Origin of the sequence: Pandoraea nosoerga (genome assembly GCF_902459585.1) — a bacterium.
GTDB classification, from domain to species: domain Bacteria; phylum Pseudomonadota; class Gammaproteobacteria; order Burkholderiales; family Burkholderiaceae; genus Pandoraea; species Pandoraea nosoerga.
On record NZ_CABPSC010000002.1, the window covers coordinates 178670 to 201578 of the forward strand.

Below are 22909 nucleotides of genomic sequence, written 5' to 3' on the forward strand. Positions count from 1 at the left end.
CCGGACGCCGGAGCCTATGCCCACCCGAACCATGATGCGTGACATCGCCATTGCAGGCTGTCTGCTCCGTGCAGGCAGCCTGCTTGCGCTTCTCTTCGGCCTGTCCGTCTGGTGCGCGGCGGTGTCGTATGCGCTGTTCGGCGCGCTCTGGCAGGGCGGCCAAAAGACAGAGGCGTTCTTCGCCGCTGTGGGCCGCGAGATCCGCGATCTGGAGATATTCAACGAGCAGGCGCGCGCCATGGCGCAGTCGACGCAGGCCAGCCGCATGCGACCGGGCGGCGTGACGCAGACGCTGACCGATCGCATCCTCCAACCATTGCTCAGCATGCCCGTGGGCACGGCCAAACGCATCAGCGGCGTGGGTTGGGACGGGCAGTTCGAAATCGTCAAGCTCGCCGAGATTCCGCCCGAGCGCGCGGAGCTCTATGCACGCCTGACCTTGCGGCTCATGGTGCTCGACGCCAACTTCTGGAGCCCGCTCGACAGTCAGGACGAGACGTTCATCATCTCGCCGGACGGCGCCTTCGCGACATATCGCCCTGCCGCCGGCCGCGAAGCTTTCAGTCCCGCCAAGCTGGCGCAGGATGCGCGCGCGATGCTGGGCGAAATCAACAAGGTCGAGCGCTATCACGCGCGCGCCCGCGGCAACAGCGAAGGTCCGTTCTGGACGTACAACTACGAGCATCCGGTCACGCATCTGAAGACCGTGGCGAACTTCACGCCGATTCGCGACCTGCAAGGGCATCTGCTGCTGTACGTCGGCACCAGCATGTCGCCCGAAATGCTCGTGCCGCCGCATATGCGCGACCTCCAGCAGACCGGGCAATCGCTGCAACTGGTGTCCGACGATGGCCTGGTCATTGCCAGCGCCGGCGTGCCGCTCCCGTCTCTGGGGCATTTGCGCAGACTCCTCACGCTGCCGCTCTTCGGCGGCGCCCGCATGTCCCTTTGCACCGACGGCCAGCGCATCGTGTTCGAACGACACCTGCCGTCCGCGCCGTGGTTCGTGCGTTATGCCGCGCAGCCGTCCACGCTGCTGCGCGAGAACGCGACGCTGCTGCTCGGCGCGACCGTGCTACTGCTGCTATATGCGGGCGGCGTATACGCCGGCATGCGCTACATGCGCCAGCGCATCATCGAGCCGGCCAGTCAACGCACGACCACGTTGCTCGAGCGTGACGCCTTCACCCAGACGCTTATCGAGACGGCGCCGGTCGGCATGGCCATCGTCGACCCGTTCGAGCCGGCCGTCGTGATGAGCAATCCGGCGTATGCGGGAACGGTCGACCTGTTGCGGCAACTGGGCGACGGCGAGCTCACCCGCATGTACCGCCAGCTCAACAGCGGCGTGGTCGCGCGGCCGGCGCGGCGTCTGCTCAGCGCCGTCGACGACGCGGGCGAGCGCCACTACGCCGTGAGCTTCGTCGATACGGTGTTTCGCGAGGCGCCGGTGCTCATCGCCACGCTCTCCGACGTGACCGAGCAGCGCCGCTTCGAACTCGAGCAGCGCAAGGCGCGGCTCGCTGCCGAGTCCGCCAATCGGGCCAAGGACGTGTTCCTCACGACCGTCAGCCATGAGATGCGCACGCCGCTCTATGGCACGCTGGCGTCGCTCGAGTTGTTGAGCGCGCAGAAGCTCGGCGACGATCACCGCTACTACGTGGATGTGATGGAAAGCTCCACGCGCAATCTGCTCGACCTGATCAATGACCTTCTCGATTACTCGCGCATGCAGGTCGGGCGTTTCGAGCTCAATGCGCGCGACTGCTCGTTGCTCAAGGAACTCGAAGCGGTGGGGCTGTCGTTCACGGGACGTGCGCGTTTGCAGGGCCTCACGCTCGACTGGATGATCGATCCGGCGCTCGCGCGCGCCGTACATACCGATGCGCTGCGCATCGGCCAGGTGGTCACCAATCTGATCGGCAACGCGATCAAGTTCACGGAGAAGGGACATGTGGCGTTCAGCGCCATGCTCGCACGCGCGGACGCACAGGGCTGCGACGTGACCTTCACGGTAAACGACAGCGGCGTCGGTATTGCCGCGGAGGACCTCGTGGACCTGTTCCGGCCATTCGGCAAGAGTACGAACGAGCCAGGCATGCAGCACGGTACGGGCCTGGGGCTGGCCATCTCGCATCAATTCGTCGGCATGCTCGGGGGCCAGTTGCGGGTGGACAGCCGCAAGGGGGAGGGCACGACGATGACCTTCACGCTGCGGCTGCCATGGGCCGCCGAGAGCGAGGCGCCGCTCGTGATCGAGAGCGGGGAAACATTTGGCTATGTCAGCGCGCTCTCGCGCCGGCACGGGTACCTCGAAGCGTTGATTCGGCGCGCGGGTTTCATTCCCGTGCGCCATGACGATGCCGTGTCGTGGTCCATGGGCGCCGGTCGCAGCGATGACGCCGGTCTGCTGATGTTCGCCGACGAATGGCCGGTGCGCGGCATGGCGGGCGCGAACGTCTACCTGCTGCGTTCGACGCCGGTCGACCGGCCGGCGGGCGCCACGCGCGCGTGGCCGCGCGACATCTCTCTCTTTCAGCAGGCGGAGTTGTGGGAGGCGATGGGTTCGGTGCCGCGCCCCGGTGAGATGTCGCATGGGGAACTGCCGTCCACGACCGATGCGCAGGCGCGCTCGCAGCCGCTGGCCGGCTGGTACGTGCTCGTCGCGGACGATCATCCGATCAGCGGCATGTTGCTCTCTCGGCAACTGGAAGGATTGGGCGCGATGGTCGACTGCTACCACGACCCGCGCGAGGCCCTGGACGCCTTCGATGCCGACTCGCACATGCTGGTGATCACGGACGCCAACATGCCGCACATCTCCGGTTATGCGCTCGCGACGGAGATCAAGGCGCGCGCCTCGCACGTGCCGGTGCTCGTGGCAACCGCGGATGTGACGCTGCGTCACGACGGCGATGCGAAGTCGCCGTATGACGCGATCGTCTACAAGCCCGTCGACGCGCGCTCGCTGCTGCGCGCGGTCGATCTGGTGCGCAAGCGCTACCCGGCGCTGTCCGGCGAAATCGCGCCGTTGCCGGCGCCGCCGACCGAACCGGCCAACGAATCGGCCGCCCACACGCCCGCAGCGAACGAGGGGAGAATGCCGCTCTCGGATATGCTCGACACATTCGTCAACATTGCAGATCAGGACATCGCCAACTGCCGCGCGGCCCTGGCCACCATGTCGCGCGAGACGCTGCGCCACTCCGCGCACCGCCTGCGCGGCGGCTACATGACGTTCGGCCTGGGTTCGCTCGCATCGCTCGCGGCGCAAGTGGAACACCTGGCGCCGCAGGCGTCGTCTGGCCAGATGGAAGCGGCGCTCGACGCGCTCGACGTCGCCTGGAACGAGTGGCTGCGCTCGCAGGGCCACGCCATCGCCACCGACGCGTGACGGCCGGTGCAAGGCGACGCCGACTGGCCGCGCGCGCCGCGCTACTCCACGAAATGCTCCGAGACGATCTGCCGCAGCCACTGATTGCCGGCGTCCTGATGATACCGGCGATGCCAGAACACGTTCGTCTGCAGCGCCGGAAGCCGTAGCGGCGGCTTGACGAAACGCAGCCCGAACGGCTCCGCGGCGCGTTCGGCGAATTTTTGCGGCACGGTCACCACGAGATCGTTGACGCTCACGACATAGGGCACGGCAATGAAGTGCGGCACCCAGAAGTTGGCGTCCGCGCCGAAGCCGGCTTGTGCAAGCAACTGATTGACGCGAGCGTAGGGATTGTCGCCCGTCGACACGAACAAGTGCCGCGCCGCCTGGAAGTCCGCAAGTCCCACGCCCGGCCTGTCCAATGCATGCCCGATGCGAAACATGCTGACGTACTGCTGCCGAAAGAGGCGCCGCTGGAAAAAGGGGCCGGTGAGATCGTCGAACGCGCCAACCGCGAGGTCGATACGGCCTGCAGCCATCTCTTCCTTCAGATCCGGCAACGTCGCGCGCACCGTGCTGATCCGAACGCCCGGCGCGAGCAGGGTGCACAGGTCGACGAGCGCCGGCATGAAGTACACCTCCCCGACATCCGTCATTGCCAGCGTGAAGGCGCGCTGGCTGCTGGCGGGATCAAACGCCTCGCGATGATTGATCGCGCGCGAAATCCCCGCCAATGCGGCCGACACCGGCTCTGCCAACGCCTCGCCGAACGGCGTGGGCTGCATGCCAGCCCCCGTGCGCGTGAACAGCTCGTCGCCAAACGTCTGGCGCAGGCGGGCCAGACCGTTGCTGACGGCGGGCTGCGACAGGCCGAGTTCGCGCGCGGCCTGCGAGATGCTCCGATGCGTGAGCACCGAATGAAAGACGACCAACAGGTTCAAATCGACATCGCGCAAGGAAATCATGGTGCGGTTGATCTATTCATGATGTGAATATAGTGGATTTGTCTATTTATATCGCAAAATGTGATCGCTTGTCGGACAATGGTCGCATTCGAAATCAGGAGACGAGGCAAGTCATGCGCCAAGCCGATCAAATCCAGGGGGAACTGGGTTATTTGTCCGGGTTCCCCAACGAATTCGCGTCCGAGGCCTTGCCCGGTGCGCTACCCATCGGACAGAACTCGCCGCAGCGCGCGCCGTATGGGCTCTACGCGGAACAACTCTCGGGCACCGCATTTACGGCGCCGCGCGGCCATAACCGCCGCTCGTGGGTGTATCGCATTCGCCCGGCCGCCGTGCATCAGCCGTTCACGGCCATCGAGCAGGCGCGCTGGTTGAGCCGCTTCGGCGACGTCCCGACGCCGCCCAACCAATTGCGCTGGGACCCACTGCCGATGCCCGATGCGCCGACCGATTTCGTCGACGGCATGGTCACGATGGCAGGCAACGGCAGTCCGGACGCCGGCCACGGTTGCGGCATTCATCTGTACGCGGCCAACAAGTCGATGGAAGGCCGCTTCTTCTACAACGCCGACGGCGAAATGCTGGTTGTGCCTCAGGAGGGCCGGCTGCGTATCGCGACCGAATTCGGCGTGCTCGAGGTCGAGCCATACGAGATCGTGGTATTGCCGCGCGGCGTTCGTTTTCGCGTCACGCTGCCCGACGGCCGCGCTCGCGGTTACGTCTGCGAAAACTACGGGGCCTTGTTCCGTTTGCCGGACCTTGGCCCGATCGGCTCGAACGGCCTGGCCAACCCGCGCGACTTCCTCACGCCGGTCGCCGCCTACGAGGACGTCGAAGGCGACTTCGAACTGGTGGCCAAGTTCTGCGGCGCGCTCTGGCGCGCCGACATCGGCCATTCGCCGCTGGACGTGGTGGCATGGCACGGCAACTATGCGCCGTACAAGTACGATCTGCGCCGCTTCAACACCATCGGCTCGATCAGTTACGACCATCCGGATCCGTCGATCTTCCTGGTGCTGCAGTCGCAGAGCAACACGCCGGGCGTCGACGACATCGATTTCGTGATCTTCCCGCCGCGCTGGCTCGCCATGGAACATTCGTTCCGCCCGCCCTGGTTCCATCGCAACATCGCCAGCGAATTCATGGGCCTGATCCACGGCGTGTACGACGCGAAGGCCGAGGGCTTCGTGCCGGGCGGTGCTAGCCTGCACAACTGCATGTCGGGCCACGGCCCCGATGCGGATACGTTCGAGAAGGCGTCCGCGGCCGATACGACCAAGCCCCACAAGGTAGACGCCACGATGGCCTTCATGTTCGAGACGCCCGCGGTCATTCGTCCCACGCGCTTCGCGCTGGAGTCGAAGCAACTGCAAGGCAACTACTACACGTGCTGGCAAGGCCTGAAGAAGCACTTCAACCCGAACCAGAAATAAGCGGCGTCGGCTAACGACACCCCTCTTTGGACGGCCGGCCCCGCGCGTCGTGCGCCGTGCCGGCCGCAGCACTTCTCCGAAAAAGGAATTCACATGTCTGCTCTCCCGCAAAGCTGGGTCGCGTCCGCCAACACTGGCGTGACGGACTTCCCGCTGCAAAACCTGCCGTATGGCGTGTTCTCGACGCAGGCGAACCCGTCGCCGCGCGTGGGCGTGGCTATCGGCGACCAGGTGCTCGACCTGGCCGCTCTCGAGGCTGCCGGCGTGCTTGCCGCGGGCGACGCACCCGTTTTCGGCCAGTCGTCGATCAACGCTTTCGTGTCGTTGGGCAGTGCGGCATGGCGCGCCACGCGCGCGCGTCTGACCTCGCTGCTCGCCGCCGACGGTGACGCCGCGCTGCGCGATAACGCCGCCTTGCGTGCGCAGGCGCTCGTGCCCCTGGCCGACGCAACGCTGCATCTGCCGGTGCAAGTACCGGGCTACACCGACTTCTACTCGTCGAAAGAGCATGCCACGAACGTGGGCAGCATGTTCCGCGACCCGGCCAACGCGTTGCTGCCAAACTGGCTCGAAATCCCGATCGGCTACAACGGCCGTGCCAGCTCGGTGGTCGTGAGCGGCACCGACATCCATCGTCCGAACGGACAGATCAAGCTGCCGGACCAACCGCGTCCGATCTTCGATGCGTGCCGCAAGCTCGACTTCGAGCTCGAGACCGGCTTCATCGTCGGTCGTGACACGTCGCTCGGCGAGGCACTCGGCATCGAGGCGGCAGAGGCGGCCATCTTCGGCATGGTGTTGCTCAACGACTGGTCGGCCCGCGACCTGCAACAGTGGGAATACGTGCCGCTCGGCCCGTTCAACGCCAAGACGTTCGGTACGTCCATTTCGCCGTGGGTGGTCACCATGGAGGCGCTCGAGCCTTTCCGTGTCGCCGGTCCGGAACAGACGCCGCAGCCGCTTTCGTATCTGCAACAACCGGGCAAGCATGCGTTCGACATCGAACTCGAAGTGCTGATGCGAGCCGAGGGCGATGCGCAGGCGACGTCGATTTGCCGCACCAACTTCCGCTACATGTACTGGAGCATGGCGCAGCAGCTCGCGCACCACACCGTGTCGGGTTGTAACGTCCGCGTGGGCGATCTGATGGGTTCGGGCACGATCAGCGGACCGACGCCGGACTCGTTCGGCAGCCTGCTCGAACTCACCTGGAACGGCAAGAATCCGATCACGCTCGCCAGCGGCGCGAAGCGCTCGTTCATCGAAGATGGCGACACCATCGTGATGGCCGGCTGGTGCCAGGGCGATGGCTATCGCGTGGGCTTCGGCGAAGTCAGCGGCAAGATTTTGCCGGCCAGGGCGCGATAATCCGCTGCGCCGCCTGCACACCGCCCGGGCGAATACGCTCAAGCGGAACATGCACCGAACACGCGCCGTACCGCTTCGTCGGTCGGCGCGTTTCACTTTGGTGACTCATGCGTTGGCATATGCATGCAGGCGTCGGTGAGCTCCGCTGGCGCGAGATGCTGCCACCATTCGCTCAGGCGCCGGATGCTCAGGCTGGCGGTGACGCGGCAGCGCGTTGGCGTGTAGGCGAGCTCGTCGCCGACGCGTCGCAGTAGCGGCGGGTCGCCAAGCCGCGCGCGACGGGGCACGCGAAGCGATCGCCGCTTGGGCTGGGTGATGTCCTGATGGGGCGAGGTATTGGGCATCGAATGCTCCCGGCATCGTGTGATGACGAGACCATTAAGCCATGCCGGGCCGTTTGGCGACAGGTGAAGCGATCCGAAAAATGCGTCCGCTTTGCGTGACATCGGCGCCGAGACGGGGAGGGACCGTACTGTGCTGCCGCTCGTGCGCCGCTCATGCGCCACTCATGCGCCACTCATGCCGCCCTTGTATGCCTGTCTTGTGGCGGGGTCGGCGGCGCTGCCGGAATCGTGCCGTCAGCCGCGCGTCTCTTCGCGGCCCGCCGCCGCCTTGCTTGCCGATGCGGAGGCCGAGGCCGATACCGGTGCCGAAGGTTCGGCTGCGCGCGTGCTCGGCCCCGGGCCCGTCGACGTTTCCGGCGGGACTGTCGCCGCCTCAGTCGCTGCCCCGGTCGTTGCCCCGGCCGGCGCCCCGGTCGGCGCCATCATCGGCCGGTTCAGGCCCTCGTTGATCCAGGCGGTGAGCAGCGTGTATGTCACGGCGAGAATGACGGGGCCGACGAACAGGCCGACGATGCCGAACGTCAGCATGCCGCCGAGCACGCCGGCGAGAATCAGCGTCATCGGCAGATCCGCACCGCGGCGAATGAGCATCGGGCGCATGACGTTATCGAGCATGCCGATGAAGACCGATAACACGAGCAACAGGGTTGCAAGCGTGGGGCTGTCCTGCCAGTAGAGCCATGCCACGCTCGAGAGCAGTACCGGGAACGGCCCGATTTGCGCGATGCACAGCACCAGCATGAGCGCCGTGAGGAAGCCGGGCAGCGGCACGCCGGTCAGCCACAGTCCCAGGCCGCCGAGCAGCGATTGCGTCACGGCCGTCACCACGATGCCGAGTGCCACCGCGCGAATCGACATGCCGGCCAGCCGCACCGATTCCTCGCCGCGATCGCCTCCCAGACGCCGCGCCATGCGGATAAGTGCGCGCGCCGCGTGCTCGCCCTGCATGAACAGGATGGCCGAGATGATCAGCGTCAGCCCCAGGTGGACGAAGAGCAGGCCGATCGACCCGAGCTTCGCGAAGCCCCATGACGCCGCCTTGACTGCGTAGGGCTGCACCTTGGCGACGAGACCGCCCGGGCCGGCGGCGGCCAGGGCCTGCCATTCGTCGCTGGCGCGCTGGCCGATCACCGGAATGCGCGCGAGCCAGTCGGGCGGCATGGGAAGACCGCGCTGGCCGATCGAATGAACCTGTTCGCTGATGTCGCTCGCGTGTCCGATGAGTGTGCCGATCGCCGCCGTCAGCGGGGCGACGACGATAATCAACATCGCGATGATCATCACGGTGGTGGCGAGCCAGCGGCGGCCCCAGAGGCGGCGTTGCAGGCCAATGAGCATCGGCCAGGTGGAGGCGACGATCGTCACCGCCCAGATCAGCGCGGGCAGGAATGGCAGCAGAACCCAAAGCGTACCGATCATCAACAGGCTGAGCACCAGGATGATCAGCAGATTGCGGGCCAGCTCACTCGGGGTGGTGGAAAACATAGGCGCTCCTGCGGGCGGGGAAAGAAAGCCGCGCGGCAAAGCCGCGTCCGTCGAGCGCATTCGTGCGCAGCGGGCGCGCTCGTGAAGGAAGATGCCATGCCGGGGCAGGCACGGCAAGTGCGTCGCAACACTTCGTCACAAAGCCGTCATCGAAGCAGGCGCGCGATCCGTGCCGTGCGCGTCGCCGGCCGTGGCGCCGCGCTCGAAATCGCTCGAGCCGCCCATGCCGTGCGGCGGTATGCCGGCCGGTGCGACCATGGTCCCATGCCGGCGTGCCGCGGGTGCTGCCGGTCCTGCCGGTGCTGACGGCGCCGACGGCGGCGACCGCGTCGGCGAGACGGTCCCGAGACTCGCATGGCGTTCGCCGGCGCCGGGCATTTCTCCGATCGGCGCCCGGGCTGCGGCGTTCTCCGGCGTGCCGCCGGAGGTGTTCCCGCACGCCTCGTTCGACACATCGGGGCCGAGCGCGTCGTCCCGATCCGCCGCCATGCCGCAGAACGAGCCCGAGGACGAAAGGCCCGAGTCCGCCTGCGAGGCGAGGGTGATGGTGCTGATCTTGGGCCGCCCGCGCCGTCGCATGTAGGCCGTGCTGATGTCCCCGTGTCGCGCAGCCACGCCCTGCAGGCCGATGGCCGTTGCGATCGTGCCGTAGATCGTCGCGAGAAGCGCCTGCGTGTGCCAGTCGATGCCCACGTCCACGTCATCGGACCGGGCGGGCGATGCCGTCGAATTCTCGCCGGCGCCCGGCGAAGGGTCATCGGCGGCTCCGGTGGCTCCGGCGGCTCCGGTGGCTCCGGTGGCACAGGCGCCGTCGTGCAGCGATGCCAGGAAATAGAATCCGAGCGTCAGCGTGAGCCATATGGCGCGCGGCGCCGCCGACGCGAGGAGGAGCCTCATCTCGCGCCAGAAGACGGACCACCCGTCGGGCGCTGCGACGTTCGCACGGGCACCGGCACAGGCGTCGGCGACCAGATCCGCAAACCGGTCCTGGAGGAGCAGTTCCAGTCGCGCATCCTCGGCGGGCATGCTGATTCGTTCGATCGTCGGCTGCAACAGCATGCCGGGAATCGGGGCGAGGAGAATTTCGAGCGCGGCGTGAATCGTGTTGGCGAACCGGTGCGACATCATGCCGGGAAGCGCCGCGGACAGCCCTGCCTCCATGCCCAGCCGCGCACCGTTTCGTATCACGCCGTAACAGAGCACGAACCCCACGACATGGGCGAGAACCTCACGCGCGGGGTGGCGCAGTACCCAACTCAGCGCTTCCTGACCCTGCGCGGGCGTCATGCGCGTGACCTTCTTGCGAAGCGTCGGGTGGCACGCATTGAAGCGGGCCATGCCCATCAGGCTGATGAGGACGACGCCAGCCGCTTCCACCGCGGGCCACAACGCGGCCTGCGTGCGCTCGGGGTCTACGCTGTCGACGAGCAGCGCGATCAGCGTCGAGCCCACGGCGAACGGCAGCGCATCGCGCTCCATGCCTATACGCAGGGAACGCAGGCAGAGGCCCGGACGTTCATGCCGCATGAGCGCATCGAAGCGGCGACGGACGTCGGGCGCATCGAGCCCACGTTGCGCAAGCGCTTGCGCCTCTGCACGCAGGTGCGGTTGCAGCGTTTCGTACCATGGCAATGACAGCACGGGGTCTTGCACCGCGGCCTCGCGTCGCGCGCTCTGAATACCTGGCCCCGCGGCGCTTCCGGGTTGCCGCGGATGTACGCGGCGCCGCAGCGCCGGCGCAGCGATCTCATCACGCAACGCTGCGTAGATATGCTGCGCCCGCGTGAACGTGTCGCCGCGCTCGCCGCGCAGACCGGCGACGGCGCGGCCGTCGCGGTCCGGCCGCACGTTGGCGACATGCCGGGCAGCGAGCGCGAATTCGACGCCGTCGGACGCGAGGCCGGGCGAGTTGCCATTGACGTCGACTTTCCGGCAGGCGTGGGCGCACGAGATGGCCATCTGCTGTTGCACGAGGGCGAGATCGGCGGCGAGGTGACGGGGCGACGCCGTGCAGGGCATGCGTTCGGGCGCGTCGGCGCTGAAACTCGTGGAGCGGGTGCGGCAATTCAGGGAACGCAATAAACCGTGGGGCATGTCGTCGATGGCGGATCGGCTCGGACCGCAGCAGGGCTCGGCTGGGCTCGGTGCGGATACTCGTGCGGCGCCTTCTCGTTGGGAAAAGAACGGGCGATGCTACGCGCATCCCTGTGTGATGACGACGCTCCGACAGGCGTTTGAAGACGTTAAGCCGCGTTTGTGCGTACACGGCGGCGCGCGCTGTCTCGCGCGAACGGCCGTCACTGCCATGTGCGGCCATGCGCCCGTTCCGGGCGCGACACCTCCGGCGCCATAGTCCCGATACGGTAGCGCAACCGCTCGTATGCGCTCGACCGCCGGATCACTCCGGCACTACCATCACGCCCGCGCGCAATCCGTTCGCCACGTTCGGATTGGGAAACACGATGCACTCCTCGGGGTGCGAGACGGTGTACGTGTTTTCACCATCGCGCGCGAGTACGGTGCCTGCGGGGTAGGGCGTGAAGTTTGGCGTGTCGGCAGGCACGTCGAGCACGAAGGCGTCAGTACGGCGCACGATTTCCGCGGCCACGCGAAACCGGCGCGGGCCGGTCGTCCGTGCGTCGTCGCGTTCGCCCATCTCGCCGCCCGACAACCAGCGGCGCAACGCCGCATCGATACCGGCGAAGTCCGCAAGCTGGTTCTGCCCGAACGGGGCGACCTTGCCGAGTTCCAGCGTGCAGCTCTCAGCGCCGAAGCGCGCGCACGTGTAGTAGGAGAACGTCGCCGACGGCTGATCGGTGAGCACGACCGCTTCGATGCCGGTGGCCGCGAGCGTCGCGACCCAGGCGTCGCTGGCCGCGTGTTGCGGCGTGCTCGGCACCACCGCGAAGCGCGGGTAGAGCGATGCGCGAATGGCGGTGTGCATATCGACGTGCCGGCGCACCCTGCGTACACCGTCCACGCCGGCGAAGAACTGCGCCACGATCACTTCGAGCTCTCGGGCGCGCTGCACTGCTGGTGACTCGGCGCGTTTGGCATGTGCGCCCTGGAAGAGCCGGTTGAGGTCGTATTCGAGATATCGCTTGCCGGCGCGCACGGCCTCGGGATTGCCAAGCACGACGAGAACGCGCTCGCGCAGCGTCAGGCGAGCGTCGGCGATATCGCGAAGGATGCCGTCGACGATTTCGATGGGCGCCGTTTCGTCGCCATGAATGCCGCAGGACAGGATCGCGTCGAAGCGATGGCCACGTAAGATGACATCGGACGCGCCACCACCATCATCACCGTTGGCGCCGGCCCTCGCGGCCGGCGCCAGCTCCAGCACGCCGTGTGCGTGGCGCTGCCAGCGCACACCGCACGGATCGACGCCCGCGCCGGGGCTGGTGTCACGCGCGTCGAGCACATCGCTGAGCCAGTCGCGCAGGGCCGAACGAGAGACGGGCGTCATGGCGAGGATCTCCAGGAAAACCAAATTCGTATTCTATGCGTGTCCGAGCCGGGATCGTCACATGATGTTCCGGCCGTGCAATCCGTGTCATCATGATCCGCATCGCACGCCGCGCCTTCGGGCGTGGCCTCAGGGGGGCCGTTCATGACCGATCTGTACATCGAAGGCGTCTGGCGCGCTGCCGACGGCGCCGAGTTCCGTTCTCTGGACCCGATGTCGGGCGATGTCGTCTGGCGCGGTCGCGCGGCCGACGCCAACGACGTCGACGCCGCCGTGCGCGCCGCGCGTCAGGCGCAGCGCGACTGGTCGCGCCGTGGCGCCGAAGCGCGGCTCGCGATCCTCGAGCGCTTCGCGTCCATCGTGGTAACGCATGCCGAAACGCTTGCCGACGCCATCGGTCGCGAAACCGGCAAACCGCTCTGGGAAGCACGGACGGAAGTGGCGACGATGGCCGCCAAGGTGGGCCATTCGGCGAAGGCTTATCACGAGCGCACCGGCGAGCGGCGCAGCGAACTCGCCGACGCCCGGAGCGTCGTGCGCCATCGCGCGCATGGTGTGATGGCCGTCCTCGGACCGTACAACTTTCCGGGGCATCTTCCCAACGGCCATATCGTGCCGGCCTTGCTCGCCGGCAATACGGTCGTCTTCAAGCCGAGCGAGCTCGCGCCCGGCGTGGCCGAGCGAACGATGCAGTGCTGGATCGAGGCGGGCCTGCCGCCTGGCGTGCTCAATCTCGTGCAGGGCGGACGCGACACCGGGGCGGCGCTCGCCGCGCATGACGGCATCGACGGTCTGTGCTTTACCGGGAGCTCCGCTGGCGGTCGCGCGTTGCATCAGCAGTTCGCGGGACGGCCGGACAAGATCCTTGCGCTCGAGATGGGCGGCAACAACCCGCTGATCGTCGATGCACCGGCGGATATCGATGCCGCCGTGCACGTCACGATCCAGTCGGCGTTTCTGTCGGCCGGCCAGCGCTGCACGTGCGCGAGACGTTTGCTGGTGCCGCGCGGCCCGCAGGGCGACGCGTTCGTGGAGCGGTTGGCGTTCGTCACGCAACGCATCCATGTCGGACGGTACGATGCAGAACCGCAGCCCTTCATGGGCGCGGTGGTGTCGCTACGGGCGGCGCGCCGCATGACCGAAGCGCAGGCTGGGCTGATGTCGCTCGGCGCGCGTGTCATCGTGCCGCTCTCGCAGCCCGACGGGCGCAGCGCGCTGCTCACGCCGGGACTGATCGACGTGACGGCCATCGCCGCGCGCGACGCGCTGCCCGACGACGAATATTTCGGACCGCTGCTGCAGGTCATTCGCTACGACACCTTCGAACATGCGATCGCGCTGGCCAACCGCACGCGCTATGGGCTGGCCGCCGGCCTGCTGACGGACGACCCCGCCCGCTATGCGCAGTTCGTCGAAGAGATCCGCGCTGGCGTGGTCAACTGGAACCGGCCGACGACCGGCGCCGCGAGCGCCGCGCCGTTTGGCGGCGTAGGGCTGTCCGGCAATCACCGGCCCAGCGCGTGGTACGCGGCGGACTATTGCGCCTATCCGATGGCGTCGATGGAAGCGACGCACGTCGCGATGCCCGAGCGCCTGAGCCCGGGACTGGACTTCGGCGGCGCCTGAGAGGCGCGCGGTGGGCGGGCGACGCCCGACGTCATCCGACGACGGCACGACGTCGCCTGCCGAGAGGGACTTGTTTGGTCTTTACTGATTTCAGGATTTGACATGACGCGTCTTGCCTTCGAAGCAAACTTCGACGGATTGGTCGGCCCCACCCACAACTACGCAGGTTTGTCGTTCGGCAACGTGGCCTCGGCGAACAATGCGAACCGCACGTCGAATCCTCGTGAGGCAGCCCTGCAGGGGCTCGCGAAGATGAAGGCACTGGCGGACCTGGGATACGCCCAGGGCGTGCTGCCGCCGCAAGAGCGTCCCTCGGTCGCGTTGCTACGCACGTTAGGCTTCTCGGGGAATGACCGCGCCGTGATCCGAGAGGCGGCGCGCACCGCACCGGCGTTGCTTGGCGCGGCAAGCTCGGCCGCGAGCATGTGGACGGCCAACGCGGCCACCGTCAGCCCGTCGGCGGACACGGCCGACGCTCGCGTACATTTCACGGCGGCGAATCTGTGCAGCAAGCTGCATCGGGCGATCGAGCATGAGACGACATCGCGCATCCTGCGTGCCGCTTTCCCCGACGAGTCGCGCTTCGCGCATCACGCCGCGTTGCCCGGCTGGCCGTCGTTGGGTGACGAGGGGGCTGCCAACCATACGCGATTTTGCAGCGCCTACGGCGAGCGCGGCGTCGAGCTCTTTGTGTACGGCCGGGACGATCTGGCCAGTGCGCCGGCGCCGCGCCGGTTTCCGGCGCGCCAGACCCTGCAGGCAAGCCAGGCGATCGCGCGCCTGCACGGGCTGGCGGACGACGATGTGGTTTTCGCGCAGCAGCACCCCGACGCCATCGACGCGGGCGTGTTCCACAACGATGTGATCGCGGTCGGCAACGGCAACGTGCTGTTCTGCCATGCGCAGGCGTTCGTCGATCAACCGGCGGTCCTGGCCACGTTGCGCGAGCGGCTCGCCGCGCGGGGCGTGGCGCTCGAGGTCATCGAAGTCGCGACGGCGGACGTCTCCATCGAAGACACCGTCGGCAGCTATCTCTTCAACAGCCAGTTGCTCGCCCGGTCGCCGCAGGCGGGGGGCGGCATGCGTCTGGTCGTGCCGCAGGAGTGCCGCGAGCGTCCCGCGGTCTGGCGCTACCTCGAATCGCTCGTCGCCAGCGGCGGGCCCATCCGTGAGCTGCATGTGTTCGATCTGCGCGAGAGCATGCGCAACGGCGGGGGACCGGCATGCCTGCGTCTGCGCGTGGTGCTCACCGACGAAGAACGCAAGGCGGTGAACGCCGGGCTATGGATCGACGAGGCGCGCTATGCCGCGCTGACCGACTGGGTGAAGCGCCATTACCGCGACCGGTTGACGGTGGAGGATCTGGCGGATCCTGCGCTGCTCGATGAATGCCGGACGGCGCTCGACGAGCTGACACGTCTGCTGGGGTTGGGCGGCGGCCTCTATCCGTTCCAGCGAGACGCGTAGTGGGCCTGGGGGCGACGGCCGGCCGGCGAGACGATCGTTGGTGAATTTTGTAAAGCCGATAAAAAACAATGGGATAAGGGGATTTGTTGATGTTGATTCTCGATGATGAGACTGACAGACCTCTCGCCAATCGCTGCGCGCGAACCGATTGGCGACGCGATTTTCCGAATCCGCAGCGATGCGCTATGCTGGATGGAACGTGTCGGCCGACACGTCGATCGCGTCATTTCGTCCAACCGGGGGTGCCGCCATGCAAATCGAGTTTCCGGATCACCGACCCGTGTTCAACTACGAAGACCTGACGATCGAGTTTGCCGTCGTCGTCAACGGGCGGCCGATCGACTGCGCGGTGTCGGCCGAGGCGCTGGAGGACCACTTCGGCGCCCATTCCGCGCGCGCCGACGATCTGCTTCATGCCTTCGAGCACGGCCGTACCGACATCGAAGCGCTCACCAAGCAATATCTTTCCATGGGGCTATCCGGCCCGGTGTTGTTGCGCAGCGGGCATTTCCGCTGGGTTCGCGAGGCCAAGCGCCAGGAGGCCCGGCGATAAGCCGCGCCGGCGTCTGCGGTTCCATCGCGGCCCAGTCCTGGCGCGGCATCTCGCGCGCCCTCGCCGTTTCGGTTTCGGCACTCCGCCGAAACCGCCCGGCCGGACGCGCTCGTTGACCTGCGTCAAATGCCGGAGGGGACAGGGCGCCACCGTCATGCTCGGTGCTCCGCTTTCGGCGTACACTGATATTGCCGTTCGGGAGAACGTCCCAACCGGTCTGCGGACGGTGCCATTGTCGATAACTACACTACAAGGAGTCGCCATGGGCTCGGAATTCCGTGTCGTCATCGCCTCGATCGCGGCCTTCATGACGCTGGCGGGCGCATTCGCCACCATCCACGGTTTGTTGTACGACAGGACGCAGGTCATGAACGGCGGCATCGTCACCGTGCTGTTCGGGATCCTCTTCATCGTGGTGATGCTCACGCCGTGGGCCCGCGACGAGGAACGCGACACCGCCGGCAAACCCTGAGTCCGCGGCCTGCCATTCGGCGCAGCGCGTCCTACACTGAAGTGGAGGGACGCCGCCGAAGCCCAGCCGGCATTGCACGGCTCGCGCGGGTCCGCAAGGAGCCCTGCGCCACAGCGCTTCGCAACGTGCGTGGCCTCGTTGTGAGGTGATGTATGTGCTCCGATATCCGCGTGTTCATCGCGTCCGTCGCGGCATTCGTGATGCTGGGCGGCATCTTTGCCACCCTCCATGGCCTGCTGTTCAATCTCCACGAAATTGCGCGTTACGGCGTGGCAGCCGTCCTCCTGGGGGCGACCACCACGGCGACGATGCTCATTCCCTGGGGCGCGCGAGACGAGTCCTGAAACATCGCGCCCGCTTGGGCGCCCCGCGCGCGTCTTCATGGATGCGCCGCGCTTAAGGGGCCCGGGCTGTCCGTCTATGCAACCGGCGCGCGGCGCGCGCGCACGCACAGAAACGCCGGCACCTGCGACAACTCGCCGTAAAGCCGCGGGTCGACGCGCTTCATTTCCGGCTGCGGCCGCGGTTCCACCATCCGCTCGAATTGCCAACCCGCGCCGGCCGCTGCATTGAGAATGTCGGCGAGCGGGCGTCGGAACGATTGCACGAACGGCTTCGGCTCACCGAAGCCGCTCCAATACATGCCGAAGCGGGTCGTCTCGAAGTAGGGGCGATTGCGGTGTGTGCGCTCGTCGAGCCAGTCGCGCATGGGGTGCGCCATCGACCACACGAGGGTCGCGCCCGGTCTTGCCACCCGAGCGAACTCGCGGAACGTTGGGGCGAGATCCTCCACGTAGTCGAGCGCGAGTGCGCTCAGGACGACGTCGAAGCGGCCGTCGTCGAGCGTGGCGAATGGTTGCGCGAGATCCTGCACGTCGAACGTCGCGGCCATTCCTTCGCAGCGCTTGCGCGCGAGCGCGATCATCTCCGGCGTGACATCGATGCCGTGCACCGTGGCGCCATGCTGCGCGAGCCACGCGCTGTTGATGCCGGGGCCGCAGCCGGCGTCGAGCACGTGCAGACCGTGGAGGTTGCTGCCGAGCAATTCGCGCGTGGCGGGGCGCTCATAGAGGGCGTTGTGCGGCTTGGTGAGGGCGATTTCTGCGTAACGTTCGGCGAAACTGGCGTAGGCGGTGCGTACCATCGACGCGGCTTCGGATGACGACATGCGCAACTCCGGGTGGACGCCGCTGCAGCACGCGAAGGACAACGGCGCGCCGCGCGGCAGCGGTAAACGACAAAGGCGGGGGAGCGATTGTAACGCCAAAGACGGGATGGTTTCTCGGAGGCGATGGCGCGTCTGGACGCACCCGGTGGGACACTCGGCCCCCCACGCGGCGCCGTTTGTGGGCCATTCGACTGTGGGGCCATTCGACTGTGGGGCCATTCGACCCCATTCAGCTCCATTCGGCGCCTTCCTGCTGTCTTCCTGCTGTCCTCCTGCTGTCTTTGCGCTTGCCTTCCCGCCCGTGTCGTATTGGCTTCGAATCGCGTGCCGGCTCTGGCACCGATATGGGACAATGACGACCTTCGGCGTCACGCATGCCGACGAGGGGGCACCGGCGCGCCGACGGCGTCCGGCGCCACTGCCGCCATGGCTTACCCCCGCAACATTCTTCCCAGCATGACCGCATCTACCGCCGCCTCGCGCCCCATAGCGCCGTCCGCCCCGTGCGCCCCGTGCGCCCCGTGCGCCCCGTCAAGTGCCTCTCGCAGTTCGCCGGCCGCCACGCTCGCGACCGACGTCGCCGTGATAGGCGCCGGGCCGGCAGGGCTGATGGCGGCCGAAGTGCTGTCGGCGGCGGGCTGGCGCGTGGACGTGTTCGACGCCATGCCGTCGGTCGGCCGCAAGTTCCTGATGGCCGGCAAGGGCGGCATGAATCTCACGCACAGCGAGGCCGCGGACGCGTTCGTGTCCCGCTACGGCAAGCGCGCCGCGGCCGTGGGGCAGTGGCTGCGCCATTTCGGCGCGGACGATGTGCGCACGTGGGCGCATCGCCTGGGCGTCGACACCTTCGTCGGCACGTCGGGGCGCGTGTTTCCCACCGACATGAAAGCCGCGCCGTTGCTGCGCGCATGGCTCACACGCCTGCGCGCGGGCGGCGTGCGGCTGCATGTGCGGCACCGCTGGCTCGGCTGGCTCGGCTGGCCTGAGGCCTCGCCCGCGCAGCCTGGGCCGCTTCGCTTTGCGACACCGCAGGGCGAGCGCCTGGTGCAAGCGAGGGCGGTGGTGCTGGCATTGGGCGGCGCGAGTTGGCCGCAGCTCGGCTCCGATGCGGCGTGGGTGCCCTGGTTGCGCGAGCATGGCGTCGACGTGGCGCCGTTGCGTCCGGCGAACGCCGGCTTCGAAATCGACTGGACGCCGCACATGCGCGAACGGTTCGCCGGCCACCCGGTGAAGTCGGTCACCATGGCGCTGCCTGATGGCACTACGCGACAGGGCGAGTTCGTGATCTCCGAGCATGGCATCGAAGGCAGCCTGGTCTACGCCCTGTGCGCACCGATTCGCGACGCCATCCTCGCCGAAGGCAGCGCTCGGGTGTATCTCGATCTGTTGCCCGACTGGCCGGCGCAGCGAGTGCGCGACGAAGTGTCGCGCCCGCGCGGCTCGCGCTCCATGGCGAGCCATCTGCAAAGCCGGTTGGGGATTGCCGGGGTCAAGGCCGGGCTGCTGCGGGAATGCCTGTCTCGCGACACGTTCGACGACCCGGCCGCGCTGGCGGCGGGCATCAAGCGTTTGCCGTTGACGTTGCGACGCACGCGCCCGATCGCGGAGGTCATCAGCAGTGCAGGCGGGGTGACGCTCGAAGCGCTCGACGAGCGCTTGATGGCGCGCGCGCTGCCCGGCGTGTTCTTCGCCGGCGAGATGCTCGACTGGGAGGCCCCGACCGGCGGCTACCTGCTCACGGCGTGCTTCGCAAGCGCGTGTGTCGCGGCGCAGGGCGCCGCCGCCTATCTCGAGACCTTGCGCCAGGCGAGCGAGCGGTACTGAAGGGGCGGTGCCCCCGGTCAGGACTGCGCCGGCCGCACTCCGAGGCGCCACAGCGAAGTGACTTCGGCGCGCCGCGCGGCATGCAGCGGATCGCCCGCATCGCCGGCTTTGGGATGGCGCGGACGAACGTCGTGGCGCGCCAGCACGACCAGCCCCGCCGCGTGAATCCACGAGAGCAGCGTCTCGCGCGTGCGCAATCCGAGGTGCTCGGCCAGATCAGAGAGGATCAGCCAGCCTTCGCCCGCGGGTGTGAGGTGTGCGGCGAGTCCGTTCAGAAAGCCTTTGAGCATCTGGCTGTCCGGATCGTAGATGGCGCGCTCGATGGGGGCATTGGCCTTGGCGGGCAGCCATGGCGGGTTGCAGACCACGAGCGGTGCACGGCCCTCGGGAAACAGATCGGCGTCCACGATCGTCACCGAGCGTTCGTAGCCCAGGCGCGCGATATTGTCGCGCGCGCACGCGAGCGCGCGCGGATCGCGGTCGGTACCCACGACGTGCTGCACGCCGCGACGGGCGAGCAGCGCGGCGATCACGCCCGTTCCCGTGCCAATGTCGAACGCCAGCGACTTGTCGGGCAGCGGCGCCTGGTCGACGAGATCGAGATACTCGCCGCGTACCGGCGAGAACACGCCGTACCACGGATGGATGGAGGCGCCGAGTGCCGGAATCATCACGCCTTTCTTGCGCCATTCGTGCGCACCGATCAACCCGAGCACTTCGCGCAGCGAGGCGACCGAGGGCGTCCCGTCCGGTGCGCCCCAGGCTTCGGTGCAGGCTTCGCGCACGTCCGGCGCGCGGCGCAGCGCAATGCCGTAATCGGCCTCGAGTGCAATGAGCACCATGCCCAGAATGCGCGCGCGTTGCGCCTGCGCCATGCGGTGCTTGTGGAACGCGTCGGCCGGGCCGGCGGGGGCCGCTGCGTCCTTGCCGCCGGACTTGCGGCGCTGACGGTGAGGCGGGCGGTCCACGCGACGGGCCATGGCCTGCATCAACTGGCGAGCGTTGTGATAGTCGCCGCGATACAGCAGTGCGGTGCCGCCGCAGGCGAGGTGATAGGCGTCGTCGGCGGTGAGCGTGTCGTCGACGACTTCGACGCGACGCGGCGGCATCACGCCGGCCTCGGAGCGCCAGCGCGCGGTGACGGGGCGACCGTCTTCGGTCCAGGCTAGCGTCGGGGTAGTGTTCATGCAGCGTCTTTTTGAAAAACGTGGCGGCGCGCGGAAAAGCGTCTCGCGCGCCCGGAAGTCCGCATTATGCCTGTGTTGCCGGGCTATCGGCCGGAAACCGGACGCTCCGGCCCCAGCGATGCCTCCGGTGCCTGCGGTGGCTGCGGTGCGTCCGGCTCGCCAGATCCGGTCGGCGCCCTCGGCTTGGTGGGCATGGTGGGCATGGTGGACATGATGGGCGTGGTGCGCCCGAGCGAGGCATCGCGCGGGGCGGCACCAGAGAGCAACGCGATCGCTTCTCGCAGGGCGGTGTCCAGCGCGGGTCCGATACCCGCCACGGGCGCGTCGGGCATGACCGGGACCGGTCCGCCATGGCGCAGCGCAGCGGCCAGACGCGTCAGCACGGCCGCGGCGGGATGCACCGGCGCATCGGGATCGTCGCCATGCGCGGCGGTGTCGGTAATCGCGTTGGCCACCCGTTCGAGCGAGACGAGCGCCGGCCACCACCGTGCCGCGCGGCGGCTCACCAACGGCGGTTCGGACAGTGCCCGTTGCAGCGCGATGCGCGTGTCGTCGAGCGCCTTGTATGCGGCGCGGCGGGCGGCGAAGGTGGCGTCCGCGTCGTGCGTGCAGGCAAGCGCCGCGTAGCGGCCGAGCGCGTCGAGCGCGTTCGCCACGCGTTCATCGAGCTGACGGCGCTCCCATTTCGCCCACGGCAGATAGCCCACGAGCAGCACGATGGCGCACGCGGCCACGGCGTCGACGAAGCGCGCGATCGCAATGTCCTGGCTGCCGGGTTGCAACGCGCCCATCACGAGCATCAGGATCGGCAGCAGCAACGCGCTGAAAAGCCCGTAGTTGCGGCGCAGCGCCCACGGCAGGCAGGCCGCCAGCGGCACGAGCGACGCCAGACTCGCCACGCCATTGCGATCGATTGCGACGACCGCCGCCGATACCGCCACGCCCACAATGCTGCCGAGACCGCTTTGCAGCGCCCGGGCAAACACGGATCCGTAGTTCGGCTTGAAGATCACCACGACGATCAGCGGCACCCAGTACGAGCGCGGCAGCGCCGTCACCGCGATGAAGATCTGCGCGACGAGCACACACAGCCCGATGCGCACGAGATAGCGCCACACGTCGGGCCACGGCCACTTCGGCGTCCAGCGCGCATGGGCGCTCGCGCGGGACCGATGCCGCGCGAGCGCCACGAGCGGAGCCTCGGCCGCGTGAACCGCGCCGGTGAGAAGCGGCTGCGCGCGATGCAGTGCAGCGCTCAACGCCGTAGCGCCGTGTGTTTCGGCCGCGGCGGCCGCACTGTCGACGTCGACCGGCCGGTCCCGGGCAATGCTGCGCGCCATGCCGTAGAACGCGCGCCCGAGCGGCGCCGGCACCGGCTGTCCGCTTTGCGCGAGCCCGATCACGGCGGTGGTAATCGGCTCCGCGGCAAGGATCTGGGCGGCGCGCCGCTCCAGGATGTCCCAGCCGTTGGTGGTGCTCGCGCTGGCGCTCAGCAGCGTGTCGTAAGCGGCGGCGATGGCGTTCTCGAGCGAGCGCCGCGCCAGGCGCGCCCGAGGCGTGCCGCTCGCATCGAGCACGTTGGCGAGTTGCTGGTAGATGGCGGCCACGGCATCGCGCTCGGCCGCGCCGGGGTGCCGCAGCCAATGCACGGCCATGAGCAGCATGCTGAACAGGCCCCCCGCCGCGAGCAGCAACGGTGCGCGCCACTCCGGCGGCGGTAGCGCGAGCCCCCAGCCGACGATCAGGTACACCGCGCCTTGCAGCGTCGCGGCGGACGCCACGTTCCCGAACGTACCGAGAAAACTGAGCAAGAGAACCGCGATCTGCAGCAACACATGGGCAAGCCAGGGGTGTGCCACGCCGACGTCGTGAATCAGCATGCCCGCGTAAAAGCCGGCGCCGCCGGTGAGAATGGTGATGAGGATGGAGCGGGCCCGGGCACGATACGGACCGGTGCGGTCGCCGGTGATGGCGGGCAGCGCACCGAGCGCTACGACAGAGGCGTCCGCGCCGTGGCCCAGCGCGGCGCCGACGGCTGTCGGCACGGCGACCGAGAGCGCTGCGTGCACGGCGTCCCAGCGCGAAAACGCCACGGGTTCGAGACGCGTCAGTCGCGACACCCATGCCACGCGGCGGCCGGGATTGGGCGTGCTCGTCATTGGCGCATGAACGGTG

18 protein-coding genes are annotated in these 22909 nt (G+C 67.9%); 10 read left to right on the forward strand and 8 right to left on the reverse strand.

The window, feature by feature from the left end:
* The first annotated feature begins 16 nt into the window (after positions 1–16).
* On the forward strand, positions 17–3394 hold the full coding sequence (locus PNO31109_RS03775) for a hybrid sensor histidine kinase/response regulator (RefSeq protein WP_150554315.1): 3378 nt from the start codon (positions 17–19) through the stop codon (positions 3392–3394).
* A gap of 41 nt (positions 3395–3435) precedes the next feature.
* On the opposite strand, the gene PNO31109_RS03780 is transcribed toward PNO31109_RS03775, so the two are convergent.
* A complete protein-coding gene (locus PNO31109_RS03780; protein WP_150554316.1) occupies positions 3436–4341 on the reverse strand; it encodes a LysR family transcriptional regulator in 906 nt (301 codons plus the stop codon).
* 113 nt (positions 4342–4454) lie between these two features.
* Here PNO31109_RS03780 and hmgA point away from each other — a divergent pair, with 113 nt between their 5' ends.
* Positions 4455–5774 carry a homogentisate 1,2-dioxygenase gene (gene hmgA, locus PNO31109_RS03785; RefSeq protein ID WP_150554317.1) on the forward strand — a complete coding sequence of 440 codons (1320 nt, stop codon included), beginning with the start codon at positions 4455–4457 and terminating at the stop codon, positions 5772–5774.
* Between the two features lie 93 nt (positions 5775–5867).
* A complete protein-coding gene (fahA, locus tag PNO31109_RS03790; protein ID WP_150554318.1) occupies positions 5868–7142 on the forward strand; it encodes a fumarylacetoacetase in 1275 nt (424 codons plus the stop codon).
* Between the two features lie 92 nt (positions 7143–7234).
* Here the strand turns inward: fahA and PNO31109_RS03795 are convergent, their stop codons facing one another.
* The 3 genes from PNO31109_RS03795 to PNO31109_RS03805 all read right to left on the reverse strand — a co-directional run bounded on the left by PNO31109_RS03795 (position 7235) and on the right by PNO31109_RS03805 (position 10450).
* On the reverse strand, positions 7235–7486 hold the full coding sequence (locus PNO31109_RS03795; protein ID WP_150554319.1) for a hypothetical protein: 252 nt from the start codon (positions 7484–7486) through the stop codon (positions 7235–7237).
* Between the two features lie 234 nt (positions 7487–7720).
* Positions 7721–8971 (reverse strand): AI-2E family transporter YdiK, encoded by a 1251-nt coding sequence (gene ydiK / locus PNO31109_RS03800; RefSeq protein WP_244958121.1) that lies wholly within the window; start codon positions 8969–8971, stop codon positions 7721–7723.
* Between the two features lie 135 nt (positions 8972–9106).
* Complete coding sequence (locus PNO31109_RS03805) at positions 9107–10450, reverse strand: hypothetical protein (RefSeq protein ID WP_150554320.1); 1344 nt, start codon at positions 10448–10450, stop codon at positions 9107–9109.
* 168 nt (positions 10451–10618) lie between these two features.
* Between PNO31109_RS03805 and PNO31109_RS03810 the strand changes: the two genes are divergently transcribed.
* Entirely contained in the window at positions 10619–11053 is a 435-nt protein-coding gene (locus PNO31109_RS03810; protein ID WP_150554321.1) for a hypothetical protein, read from the forward strand.
* A gap of 316 nt (positions 11054–11369) precedes the next feature.
* Here PNO31109_RS03810 and astE read toward each other — a convergent pair whose 3' ends face one another.
* Positions 11370–12437, reverse strand: coding sequence for a succinylglutamate desuccinylase (astE, locus tag PNO31109_RS03815; RefSeq protein WP_150554322.1), 1068 nt, complete (start codon positions 12435–12437; stop codon positions 11370–11372).
* Positions 12438–12581: 144 nt separating this feature from the next.
* Between astE and astD the strand changes: the two genes are divergently transcribed.
* The 5 genes from astD (at position 12582) to PNO31109_RS03840 (ending at position 16899) form a co-directional block, all read left to right on the forward strand.
* Positions 12582–14063 (forward strand): succinylglutamate-semialdehyde dehydrogenase, encoded by a 1482-nt coding sequence (gene astD, locus PNO31109_RS03820; RefSeq protein ID WP_150554323.1) that lies wholly within the window; start codon positions 12582–12584, stop codon positions 14061–14063.
* 102 nt (positions 14064–14165) lie between these two features.
* A complete protein-coding gene (astB, locus tag PNO31109_RS03825) occupies positions 14166–15530 on the forward strand; it encodes an N-succinylarginine dihydrolase (RefSeq protein ID WP_150554324.1) in 1365 nt (454 codons plus the stop codon).
* A gap of 199 nt (positions 15531–15729) precedes the next feature.
* The gene (locus PNO31109_RS03830; protein ID WP_244958122.1) at positions 15730–16083 is read left to right on the forward strand and encodes a DUF1488 family protein; all 354 of its coding nucleotides are present in this window, start codon (positions 15730–15732) and stop codon (positions 16081–16083) included.
* 262 nt (positions 16084–16345) lie between these two features.
* Entirely contained in the window at positions 16346–16555 is a 210-nt protein-coding gene (locus PNO31109_RS03835) for a DUF2964 family protein (RefSeq protein WP_150554325.1), read from the forward strand.
* Positions 16556–16725: 170 nt separating this feature from the next.
* Entirely contained in the window at positions 16726–16899 is a 174-nt protein-coding gene (locus PNO31109_RS03840; RefSeq protein WP_244958123.1) for a DUF2964 family protein, read from the forward strand.
* A gap of 74 nt (positions 16900–16973) precedes the next feature.
* Here the strand turns inward: PNO31109_RS03840 and PNO31109_RS03845 are convergent, their stop codons facing one another.
* The gene (locus PNO31109_RS03845; protein WP_150554327.1) at positions 16974–17723 is read right to left on the reverse strand and encodes a class I SAM-dependent methyltransferase; all 750 of its coding nucleotides are present in this window, start codon (positions 17721–17723) and stop codon (positions 16974–16976) included.
* A 456-nt stretch (positions 17724–18179) separates the two neighbouring features.
* Between PNO31109_RS03845 and PNO31109_RS03850 the strand changes: the two genes are divergently transcribed.
* Entirely contained in the window at positions 18180–19547 is a 1368-nt protein-coding gene (locus PNO31109_RS03850; protein WP_150554328.1) for a BaiN/RdsA family NAD(P)/FAD-dependent oxidoreductase, read from the forward strand.
* A 17-nt stretch (positions 19548–19564) separates the two neighbouring features.
* Here PNO31109_RS03850 and PNO31109_RS03855 read toward each other — a convergent pair whose 3' ends face one another.
* Both PNO31109_RS03855 and PNO31109_RS03860 read right to left on the reverse strand, forming a co-directional pair.
* The gene (locus PNO31109_RS03855; RefSeq protein ID WP_150554329.1) at positions 19565–20734 is read right to left on the reverse strand and encodes a methyltransferase; all 1170 of its coding nucleotides are present in this window, start codon (positions 20732–20734) and stop codon (positions 19565–19567) included.
* 83 nt (positions 20735–20817) lie between these two features.
* Positions 20818–22893, reverse strand: coding sequence for an FUSC family protein (locus PNO31109_RS03860; protein ID WP_241013849.1), 2076 nt, complete (start codon positions 22891–22893; stop codon positions 20818–20820).
* Positions 22894–22909: the final 16 nt, after the last annotated feature.